Below are 12262 nucleotides of genomic sequence, written 5' to 3' on the forward strand. Positions count from 1 at the left end.
TTGGGTATATAAGAGGTAGTAATGGATAAAAATATTAATGCTCAAGTAGTTGTAATTGGAGCGGGGCCCGCTGGTTATTCTGCAGCATTTCGTTGTGCAGATTTAGGTTTAGATACTGTATTGATAGAGCGACATAAAAATTTAGGAGGGGTTTGCTTAAATATTGGATGTATTCCTTCAAAAACTTTATTGCATATTGCTAAGGTTATAAAGGAAGCAGAAGAACTATCTAAAATGGGTGTTCATTTTGAAAAACCAATAATTAATATCAATGAAATTCGTATTTGGAAAGATAGTATTATTGATAAATTAACTAACGGTTTATCTGTTATGAGGCAAAAAAGAAAAATAAGAATAATCCAAGGTGAAGCGGAATTTAATACCAATCATAGTATTGTAATTAATGGTTTAGAAGAAAAATTTTTTATTTCTTTTCAGTATGCAATTATTGCCACTGGTTCAATTCCTAAAACAATACCTTCTATACCACATACTGATAATAGAATTTGGAATTCCACTGATGCTCTTTCACTAAAAAATATACCGAATCGTCTTTTAATTATCGGTGGAGGAGTTATTGGTTTAGAAATGGCTACAATATATAGTGCATTTGGTTCACATGTAGATGTGATTGATCGATTTGAAAAATTTTTTCCATGGGTTGATCAAGATATTTCTGATATATATAAAAAATCTATTATTAACAAGTTTAATTTATTACTTCAAACTAGTGTGGAAGAAATTGATGTTACGAAAAATCATATTGCAGTTAAGATGTTAGGAAATAATATTACGCAAGATTTTTATCATTATGATGCTTTATTAGTAGCGATAGGTCGCAGTCCTAACCTTAGTAATTTAGGAATTGAAAAAATTGGGTTAAAAATTAATGATCTTGGTTTTCTTCAAGTAGACCAGCAATTAAAAACTAACATCTCTCATATTTATGCTATTGGTGATGTGACTGGGTTACCTATGTTGGCTCATAAAAGTGCACATCAAGGTCATATTGCGGCAGAAATTATTTCTGGAAAAAAACATTATTTTGAGCCTAAAGTCATACCATCTATTGCATATACTGAACCAGAAATTGCATGGGTTGGTATAAATGAAAAAGAAGCTATAGAAAAAAATATTGATTATGAAATTTCATCTTTTCCTTGGCATGCATCTGGAAGAGCATTGGCATCCAATTGTAGTATTGGTATGACAAAATTAATTTTTGATAAAAAATATCATCAAGTTATTGGCGGTGCTATTATCGGTACGAATGCTGGTGAATTGATAGGAGAGGTTGGATTAGCAATTGAAATGGGTTGTGATGCAGAAGATATTGCTTTAACTATTCATGCACATCCCACTTTACATGAGTCAATTGGTTTATGTTCAGAAATTTTTGAAGGTACAATAACAGATCTTTTAAATGCTAAATCTAAAATATAATATAAAAAGATTTTTATTAGCGTTTCAAACAAAATAAAATATTTTTAGAACAAGAAAAGATTATAGAGATCTTATGTCTATAATCTTTTCTTGTTCTAAAAATATTTTATTTTGTTTAAATAAAAACATATTTTTTATTATGATTGTAAGAATATTTATGTTCTAGAAATTATATTAAATATTGATGCAAATTTTATTAGTATATAAGTACTAATTTCTTATCTCTGTTCTTAACATTATAGATATATTTGAGAATAGAATTTTAAATAAAAATTTTAAAAAAGACTACATAACATATTTTTAATTAATGTAAAAGTTTTATGTGATGCACAAGAAACATTTTTTTTAAAATTAACAGTAGCGCGTTGATCAGATGCATCAGATATATATTTTATTACAATTAATGGGATGTTAAATTGATAACAAACTTGAGATATAGCAGCAGCTTCCATATCAACAGCTATTGCAGGAAAAAATTTCGTTTGTAATTTTTTAATGGAATTTTTATGTCGAATAAAAGAATCTCCACTTATTAATAACTCTTTAAAAAAACAATATTTTAATTTTTTAGCGCTATTATATGATAGATTTAACAAAGTATCATTATTCTTAAACATTTTTGGAAATCTAGGAATTTGACCTAACGAATATCCGAAATTTGTTAAATCTACATCATGATAACATATAAGATTCGGAATAATTATATCTCCTATTTTTAAAATTGCACTTAAACTTCCAGCTGATCCAACATTGATAATATATTTTGGATGATATAAATTTATTAAAATCATAGTTGCCACACTTGCGGAAACCTTACCAACACCAGATTGTATTAAAACAATATTAATATTTTTAAATTGACCAGTATACACTGGACAATGATGTATAACATTTTTTTTGTATTTTTTTATAATATTTTTAAAATTTTTAATTTCTTCTTTGATTGCGCTGATTATACCAATTTTCATATGAATATTTTTAAATACTAAAGGATGAGCCGCATCCGCATGTATTTTTTGCATTAGGGTTAAAAACTGTAAATTTTGATCCTTCTAAATTTTCTAGATAATCCACTTTTCCACCATATAAATATTGGAGACTAATTGGATCTATAATGATAGAGACATTTAATTTTTTGATGATTATATCATCTTCATTGATTTTTTCATCAAAATCAAATTGATACTGAAATCCGCTGCAACCTCCCCCACTGATATATACTCTTAATTTTAAATTTTTATTATTTTTTATATGAATCAACTCATTTATTTTTTTTATCGCGGCATCAGTAAAATTAAGAAAGTTATTAGATGTATTCTTCATATTATTCTCAAGATATTTTTTATGTAATATTAAAACATGAATAAATATTTTTTATTAAAAAATTTTTCTGTATAAATATTTTTTTAATCAAGTATAGTATATATTGAACATAAGTATTATACATTATACATATATAATATGAAGAGTATAATGCATGCGCCGATAGATATTTTTTATTGGCGCAGGCTAAAAAATATTTTCGAATAAATAATAAATTAAATAGTATTAAGTGGATATAGATATATCTATTTTTTATTTTTTTTTTTTTTTTTTTTTATTGAATATACTTTTTAAAAATAAAATGTTATTAATATATTCTGTATATAAATAAAATTTTCATTGTTTAATCTTTTTTCTTTCTAAGAAAAGTTGGAATATCTAAATATTCTGGTCTTTTTTGTTGTCTATTATCTAATATTTTTACTTCTTTTTTAGAATTTCTTTTATCTAATGATGTAAGAGATATATTTAAATGTGAATTTCTATAATCGATTAATTTTTCTCTAGAAAATTTATTTTTAATTTGATTAGTTTCTGAGTATTTCTCCATTCCAATACCAGTAGCAACAACGGTTACGCGAAGTGTATCATTCATATCAGGATCTAATGATGTTCCAATAACTACTGTAGCATTGTCTGATGAAAAAGATCGAATAGTATTTCCTACTGTTTCAAATTCGTCTAATTTTAAATCAAAACCAGCGGTAATATTTACTAATACACCTTGTGCTCCAGATAAATCTATATCTTCGAGTAAAGGACTGGAAATTGCTATTTCCGCAGCTTCTTCTGCGCGATTTTCGCCGGAAGAAGTACCAGTACCCATCATGGCATATCCCATTTCAGCCATAACAGTTCTTACATCAGCAAAATCTACATTCATTAAACCAGGTCTAGTAATTAATTCAGCAATTCCTTGTACTGCGCCTTTTAAAACATTATTTGCAGCAGTAAATGCATCTAATAAGGAAATTCCGCGATTTAATACTTTTAATAGTTTATCATTAGGAATAATTATTAAAGAATCGACATGTTTGGATAATTCAATCACGCCCTGATCCGCAATAATCATTCTTTTTTTTCCTTCAAAATTAAATGGTTTAGTGACTACTGCTACGGTTAAAATACCTAATTCTTTTGCAATTTCTGCTACTACTGGAGCTGCTCCTGTGCCAGTTCCACCGCCCATTCCCGCTGCTATGAACACCATATCTGATCCATCAAGCGCAGATTTTAGTAGTTCTTTATCTTCTTCTGCAGAGGTTCTTCCTATTTCTGGATTAGCTCCAGCACCTAATCCCTTTGTAATATTATTACCAATTTGTATTATATTTTCTACTTCAATTTTTTTTAAAGCTTGTGCATCTGTATTAATAGCAGAAAATTCTACGCCTTCAATACATTCTCTAACCATATATTCTACTGCATTACCCCCCCCGCCTCCAACACCGATTACTTTAATGATTGCATTGTTACTGGTTTCTGAGTTTTCAAACATGATGTATTTCCATTTTATCTGCATTATTAAAAAATTTACTGTAGTATATTTTTAAAATTCTTTTTTAAACCAATTATTGATATGTACAAACCATTTTTTTATAAAAGAATTTTTATTATTTTTTTTTTCAATATTTATAGATTTTTCTTTTCCATATTTTAATAGACCTACTACTGTAGAGTAATTGGGTTGATTGATGGGTTCTATTAATCCGGAGATGTTGAAAGGGTGAGCAATACGTATTTTTTTTTGAAATATTTTTTCGGCGCATTCATGCAATCTTTTAATTTTCGATGCACCTCCTGTCAATACAACACCTCCTTTTATTTGATATTGCAATCCTGAATTATAAAGTTTTTTTTGTATATATAAAATTTTCTTATTTACTAAAGATAATAGTTCAATGTATCTTGATTCAATTACTTCAATTAACATATCTTGTTTTATCGTTTTTTTTATACTGCCATCTGCATTAAAGAGATCAATATTTTGTGATATATCAGAAGATGTTTTTTGAGCAGCACCGTATTGAGTTTTTAAATTTTCTGCATCATGATAAGAAGTACTAAAAGCATATGCAATATCACTAGTAACAATATTACCTGCATAAGGAATAACTTGGCTATATTCTATACAATCATTAATATAGATTATAAAATCTATTGTACCACCACCCATATCAATCATGCATACACCAATTTTTTGTTCGTCTTTTGTTAAGACAGCTTTACTAGACGCTAATCCAGAAAAAATAACCTGATTGACTTTTAGATTACATTTCTCAATAGCTTTTACAAGATTTTTGGATATGTTATTATGACAAGTGATAAGATGGGCTTTTACTTGCATACGTAATCCAGATAATCCTATGGGATTTTTGATTCCTGATTGCCGATCAATATAATATTCTTGCGGAATAACATGCAATATATGATGTTTATGAAAGATATGTACAGATTTTGCTATTTTTATTACATTTTTTATATCCTGTTTTGTAACTTCATCTTTTGAAATGGTTACCATTCCTACTTCATTTTGACATTTTATATATTTATTCGATAAAGACAAATATACAGAAGTAATTTGACAATCGGCCATATTTTCAGCTTGATGAATAGATTTTTTTATACATTGCACTACAGTATCTAAATTATTTATACGGCCTTGATCAATTCCATATGAAGCACATAATCCTATGCCAATAATTTTAATTTTTTCATCTTTTAAAATCTCTCCTATTAAAGTTACTACTTTTGTGGTTCCAATTTCTATTCCGACTACTAATTTTCTATCTGTGGACATAATCATTGTCTTTTAACCTGTGACATATTTTATTTTTTTATGTCTATCATGATAAAATAAATTTTTTTGTTATTTTTTATAGTGCTAATTTATCATAATTACTATTTTTATTTTATAATATTAATAGGATAAGATTATAATAAATAAATAAGAAAAAAATTTTTTATTATTTTACTTCATACTTTAAATGTTAAAATTTTTAATATTAATGTATGTATGATATTAATAAAAAATATAATTTTTTTTATTTCTAAGTAAATAATTTTTTAATAAAATTATAAGATTTTTATTTTATTGTTAGTAAAAATAAGGTTATTTTAAATTAATATTATTATTTGAATAAGCATAATTTTATCTATTACATAATAATTGCATATATTGTAAATTAATAATTATATAATTTTGTTATATTATATATTTTAACTATTTTGAATATATTAGGATATACGTGTTTAGTATAATACAATATATATTTTTTATTATATTAATAAAGTATATTTTTAATTGTTAATGTTAATAAAATAGTCTATTATTTTTTCATATTTTTTAGATAAAATATGAATATATTAAAAATAAAATATTGCAATGATTATTTGTATTGCGTAATTAAGTGATTTTATATGTATATTTAATTTTTTATTATTAGTTTACATAAATATGTAATATTAAATATTTATTTTTATTCATATTAGATTGTCTTATAATTTATATTATAAAAAAATAAAACTAATATATGATAATGTTTCTATAAAATTTTTTTATTTATATCTATTTCATAGCTAGAATTATTTTATTTTTTTTGATAATTTTTTATTATTCCAATATTTTTCTGTATCTATCTTATTTTATATTGTTTTGGAATATACTGTAATATACAGTAATTATTCAGTAATATATAATATTAAATTTCCGTATTATATGAATAAAATATTTTTATAACATTACGTCAATATTCAATTTAATCTTTGTAAGATCGCGTTTTGTATATTATAGAAATTTTTTAGAAAGGTTTTTTTATATAATATCAATATTGTAATTTTTTTTGAAGTAAATGCGGAGTAATTTTTGTCCATCTTTATCTTTTATATTAAAGTAATATTTTAATATATTATAGAAATTAAAACGTTTCACATGATACTTTAATGCGATATTAAAAGAGTGTTTATTATATTTTATTTATTAATTGTTTTTAAATATTTTTAGATAAAAATCTATTCTAGTAAAAACTTATTTTCTCTCTGCATATACATAGTATTATGAATTTATCAATTTAATATAATATTTTTAATACAAATATTACAAGAAATTATATTTTCGTATATCTGTTAGATTAAATAGTATTATTAATTTTTTGTTGTACGATCATATCGTATTTTTTAAAGTATTATAAAAAATTTAATCAGATATGACTTCAGTCAATGACGAATATATTATGACTATTTTAAATATTTTTAACAACAGTTTTATTACCATATAAAAAAGATATATCTCTGTGATCAATTTTTTAATAAATTTACGAGAATATACTTATTACGTATAGAAATGCATAGAGTTAATTAATCTTCCATTAATAACATTAAGATTATATTTGATTCTTCATACACTCTTATCATCATTAGAGTGATGGTAGTTTCACTGCAAGTGTCCCATATCGCCATTTTTGCTTTTTTTGCATAAAATTATTTTCAATTGGTGAAAATTATCGTATTGTTATTTTTCAGTAAAGATTTTTTTAAATACTATATGTTTATCTTGATATTGATAAGTAACAAATATTTTAACCTTATTTTACCATATATATTATATTTATATTGCATAATAAAGAGATATGTATATCATTAACTTTTCTGTATATATAGTAGATATTGAATATAAAATTGATATTTATATCAATTTTTTAGGTAGATTTTTATCTAAAATTAATTACTGTAATATTACATACAATATTTTTTTGTAATAACAGATGTTTTTTAAAATTGAACATTGTTAAAAACGTTAAAATTGTGATTGTTTTTTTAATGTAAAATATTAAAAAACTTTTTGATTATAATGTTTTTGAAATGAGAATATTAATAACTTTTTATAAAATATTTAAAATATTTTTAGTGATTACGCAGATATAGAGAAAATTTTTTATGTATTTTGTTATGATTCTTCAACAATGATATGATGGTTATAACTCGAGTAGTTTTTTCATATAAGTATTCAGAGAATGATGAAGAAACAATATTCTTTTCTGACTAGTTTAGATAATTTTTTTCTATTATTGATACAATATTTTAAGATTTATTACGAATATTTTTTGTGTATTGCATATAATTTTATATTAGTACAGTTATCTATCAAATAAAATTAGTATTTTTTTTAAAAAATAAATTGAAATAAAATTTTTTATTAAAATATAATTTATTTTTAAAATTTTACGTATGAATCTAAATTATTACAATTTTTTTAATATATCAATATAATGTTACTTATTATAATAATATGAATTATAAAATAACATTTTTTATAATTTTATATATCATTTTATTTTTATATGCATTTAAATATTTAAATGATTTTAAAAAAGTTAATTTATGATTATATATAGTATATTAATACTGTTATTTTTCAAATAAAATTATTGCTGAAAAAATTTTCTAATTTTTAATAGTTTCATTTACTTCATTTCATTATTACTATTAATTGACTGATATTTATATGATAATCTTAAAAAAAGTGATGTCTGTATAATAACTATGTCTGAAATAGCTGGAAATATTTATGAACAAAGATAATTATAGTCAATACGTATTAAAGTGTTATTTATATAAAAATTTTTTTATTTTTTCTATATAAAATATAAATGATTATAATTTATATTTTTATATTATTTAAAAATATAATAACATTAATATAGAAAAACTAATATTTTTTTAAAAATACAATGGGGTATATTTTATATATTTTTTGTACGATTATCAGCTGGAGAAATAATGGAGTATTTTATTGTTTAAGAAAATATTTTAAAATCAATAATAATTAATATTTCTAATGATTGAAATTATCATGATTTTATTTTAAATAAATAGATCGTAGACATTATTAGAATTACATGAAATATAAAATTTATTTTTGTTTTAATATATTTTGTTTATATAAAATATTTTTAGTATTCTATGTAATAATATAAATGATAGTAACATATTAACTATTTTGAGTTTAATTCTCACATTTAAAAACAAATAAATATAATTTATTCCACTTTATATTTGTAGTGATATTTATTCAAAACAATTTATATATTAATAGATATTGTATTACATCATAGCTACAAATAATAATAGTAAAACAATCTAAAATATAATGACAACATTAAATTTAGAATATTTATTCTATTTTAATATAATCATATTACTATGTTCTTAAGTATTTTGTTATATTACAGGAAATAGTTTATCAGATTATGGACATATTTATTACAGAAAACGTATATTATACGAATGAGAAGTAGTAATTATTTTATTGTTATAAATCTTCTATCAATCTCTATGTACCATATAACAGTAATAATGCAAAAATTTTTATAAATATTTTCAAAATTATGTTTTATATTACAAAAATTTTAAAATAGCATTATTTTTAATAATATACTCTAATATTATATCCATAAGAATATAAAAATTTTTTTTATTATAATGGTTGCTAACCTTTTTAATATAAAATTTCTCAACTTGTTTTTATTGCATTTTTATATCATATACTCTATTTTTTTCTATTTTTAGTATTTTATTAATATTTGATAATTTTTAGTATTTTTTATTTTATGATATATATTTTATAAAAGACTATATTTTTTAATATCTTTATATCTGATATAACATGAGAATTACATATGTTATACATGTGTTTTTAGACACTATGGTTAGCTCTAATCGAGCATAGTTTAATAAAATTATTTATATACCTTTTTATACAGTATCCAAAAGTATTTGATAGTAAATTTTTTAGTGCTAGATAACTAGTTCATGCGAAACATTTTTATATTTTGTTTTTCTATTGAGCAAGATAATTACTATTTGAATTAATAAAAATATTTTTTGTAAATCAAAAAAATTTTTTTTATTTTTTAATACATCTAATGAATAGTAATTTTTTTCATACTAGAAAAAAATAGATGTTATTCATAAGTATCATGATAAGATAGCTTATATCGTGGTGGTTGCAGTGATTTATTAGGATTTTTTACGATGGATTGAAAACAACGTATTTATATTCTTTTTTTTAAAAATTCTTTTAAATTCATAATCATTTCTATAGTATAAAATTAATTATTTATTTATAGAGAACGTTATTTTTTAGTGAAAAATTTTTTCAATGATGCTCTCTGATAAATTTTTAGAATATTTTTACTATTATATGAGATACATATTATCTTGTTTTCTACCATAATATAAATCAGTTATTTTTTTAATATAATTTTAATATATCTAAGTATAATAATAACTAATAATAAAAATATAATCATTAGAAATATATTTTTTATATACCTATATGATTAGTGTTTATTTTTAAGAGGCTTTTGTAGTAATTTATTAATTGTATTTGAATTCTAAATATGCAATTTTTTGTAAAAAATTTATGATATTAAATTTTTTATAAATATTATAAAATTCACTATTGTGACTTTTTTTAAAAATAAATATAAATAATATGGATATAAAATTTGTCTCAATAGCATTAATTCATGCATTTTTATTCTTTTATATTGTCATAATTATTTTAATAATCTGATATCAGATTATAAAATAGAAATTATTTAAAAGATCTTTTATAAGATTTTTTTTATCATTCTATATGAAAAATTTGATAGTGATTACTTTAAATCTTTATATAAAAGTATAAAATATACATAACACAAGAAATAATATTTTTAAATTTAATATTATATTAAAATTTTTTTATTACCTATTAATTATTTTCCAAGACTAAAATATTTATATATTGCGAAATTTATTTTATTTTGTTTTTTAGTTTTAATTATTTGTACGATATTTAAATTTTATTTTTAATAATTATAAAATTTTTCGATAAGATAAAATCCATTAAAATAATTTAAAAAGATATGATATACAGATTTTTTTATATATAGATTATTTAATATCAACATCATTTGTAAAATAAATACTAATATATAAGCCACTCTATTGCAATAATTTTTATTTTTTATAATAAGAAGAGATTATATGGTTATTATAAATTATTTATAATTTTAAATATATAAAAATTGTTTGTATTAATGCATTTTATTTTTAGATATTTTTCGATTATCAAGTATTTTTTAAAAAATATCTTTCTTGTATTTATAGCACGTCATATAATTATAAAAGAATAATAACGCTAATGATTACTTATATCGAGATTGATAATCTTGATTATAAAATATTGATATTTTATTTATAGATAAATTTTTAAATATATTTGTATATCAAGATTATTTGATCAATACTGTACAATGAATTGTTCACTATTTTTTATATAAAATAATTTTTTGTATTTTAGGTCTATTTTTTAAATTGATTTCTAGAATACAGAAGTATTATAATATTATATAAACATGCATACAATTTTTTTATTTTTACTAATTAAAAATTTTATAAAATGTTGTCGTTTTTCTTTTAAAAGACGCTATTTTATATAAAATAAAGTTTTTATTCATTGTTCTTTTTTAATTCGGCTGTTCGTAATATAGCACTACGCGCACGAGGATTGTTATTAATTTCATGAATACTTGGAAAAATTCGATGAATTATTTTTAGTTTAGGTTTTTTTAATGCAGATAATTGTTTTTCATTTATAGGCATTCCGTATGGAATATCTGCATGTTTACTATTATGTACTATAAATTTTTTTACTATTCTATCTTCTAAGGAATGAAAACTAATAATAGATATTCTTCCACCCGGTTTTAATATCTTTAATGTTTCTCTTAATCCAATTTTTATTTCTTCCAATTCTTGATTGATATAAATCCTAATAGCTTGAAAAGTTCTTGTAGCGGGATGTTTAAATGAGTTTTTAGTAGGTATTATTTTTTTAATAATATTAGCTAATTCTAATGTTCTTGTGATTTTTTTATATTGATTATTTTTTTTAATTGCTAAAGCTATTTTTTTTGCACATCGTTCTTCGCCATATTTTTTTAATACGCAAGCAATTGTTTTTGTATTACTTTTAAATAACCAATCAGCAGCAGAAATGCCTATATTAGGATTCATTCTCATATCTAATGGACCATCTAACATAAATGAAAATCCTCTTTTTGCATTATCGATTTGTGGTGATGAGACTCCTAAGTCAAAGATTATTCCATTAATTTGGCCGACAATTTTTTTTTCTTCTGCATAATGTAATATTTTTGAAAAATTATTATGTTTTATATCAAAGCGTATATCATTAATTTTTTTTCCAAAATAAATAGATTGTGGATCTTTATCCATAGCATATAATTTTCCGTATTTTCCTAATTTTTTTAAAATTTCAAAAGAATGTCCTCCCATACCAAAAGTGCTATCGATATAAATGCCATTTTTTTCTATACATAAAGATTGTACAACTTCCTTTTTCATTACAGGAATGTGCTGAAATATTGTATTCATAGAAATATATATAATATAAAGTAATTTATTAAAAATGGATAAAAGTATATATTTA

The 12262-nt window shown here is 21.6% G+C and carries 6 protein-coding genes; 1 reads left to right on the plus strand and 5 read right to left on the minus strand.

Annotated features, from left to right (window positions below; all coding sequences use genetic code 11):
- Nucleotides 1-21: 21 nt before the first annotated feature.
- Complete coding sequence (lpdA, locus tag AB4W59_RS00940; protein WP_367673267.1) at nt 22-1443, plus strand: dihydrolipoyl dehydrogenase; 1422 nt, start codon at nt 22-24, stop codon at nt 1441-1443.
- A gap of 275 nt (nt 1444-1718) precedes the next feature.
- On the opposite strand, the gene AB4W59_RS00945 is transcribed toward lpdA, so the two are convergent.
- The 5 genes from AB4W59_RS00945 to rsmH all read right to left on the minus strand — a co-directional run bounded on the left by AB4W59_RS00945 (nt 1719) and on the right by rsmH (nt 12207).
- The gene (locus AB4W59_RS00945; protein ID WP_367673334.1) at nt 1719-2411 is read right to left on the minus strand and encodes a 5'-methylthioadenosine/adenosylhomocysteine nucleosidase; all 693 of its coding nucleotides are present in this window, start codon (nt 2409-2411) and stop codon (nt 1719-1721) included.
- 10 nt (nt 2412-2421) lie between these two features.
- Entirely contained in the window at nt 2422-2766 is a 345-nt protein-coding gene (gene erpA / locus AB4W59_RS00950; protein WP_367673268.1) for an iron-sulfur cluster insertion protein ErpA, read from the minus strand.
- A 343-nt stretch (nt 2767-3109) separates the two neighbouring features.
- Nucleotides 3110-4264, minus strand: a complete 1155-nt coding sequence (ftsZ, locus tag AB4W59_RS00955) for a cell division protein FtsZ (protein WP_367673269.1) — start codon at nt 4262-4264, stop codon at nt 3110-3112.
- A 51-nt stretch (nt 4265-4315) separates the two neighbouring features.
- Complete coding sequence (gene ftsA / locus AB4W59_RS00960; protein ID WP_367673270.1) at nt 4316-5572, minus strand: cell division protein FtsA; 1257 nt, start codon at nt 5570-5572, stop codon at nt 4316-4318.
- A gap of 5687 nt (nt 5573-11259) precedes the next feature.
- Nucleotides 11260-12207, minus strand: coding sequence for a 16S rRNA (cytosine(1402)-N(4))-methyltransferase RsmH (gene rsmH, locus AB4W59_RS00965; RefSeq protein WP_367673271.1), 948 nt, complete (start codon nt 12205-12207; stop codon nt 11260-11262).
- Nucleotides 12208-12262: the final 55 nt, after the last annotated feature.

This window comes from Buchnera aphidicola (Cavariella theobaldi) (genome assembly GCF_964059165.1).
Taxonomy (GTDB): Bacteria; Pseudomonadota; Gammaproteobacteria; order Enterobacterales; family Enterobacteriaceae; genus Buchnera; species Buchnera aphidicola_BO.

What these genes read in the sequence shown, in the direction of transcription:
- lpdA (WP_367673267.1), top strand. Translation starts at nt 22, where the DNA reads ATGGATAAAAATATTAATGCTCAAGTAGTTGTAATTGGAGCGGGGCCC.
- AB4W59_RS00945 (WP_367673334.1), bottom strand. Translation starts at nt 2,411, where the DNA reads ATGAAAATTGGTATAATCAGCGCAATCAAAGAAGAAATTAAAAATTTT.
- erpA (WP_367673268.1), bottom strand. Translation starts at nt 2,766, where the DNA reads ATGAAGAATACATCTAATAACTTTCTTAATTTTACTGATGCCGCGATA.
- ftsZ (WP_367673269.1), bottom strand. Translation starts at nt 4,264, where the DNA reads ATGTTTGAAAACTCAGAAACCAGTAACAATGCAATCATTAAAGTAATC.
- ftsA (WP_367673270.1), bottom strand. Translation starts at nt 5,572, where the DNA reads ATGATTATGTCCACAGATAGAAAATTAGTAGTCGGAATAGAAATTGGA.
- rsmH (WP_367673271.1), bottom strand. Translation starts at nt 12,207, where the DNA reads ATGAATACAATATTTCAGCACATTCCTGTAATGAAAAAGGAAGTTGTA.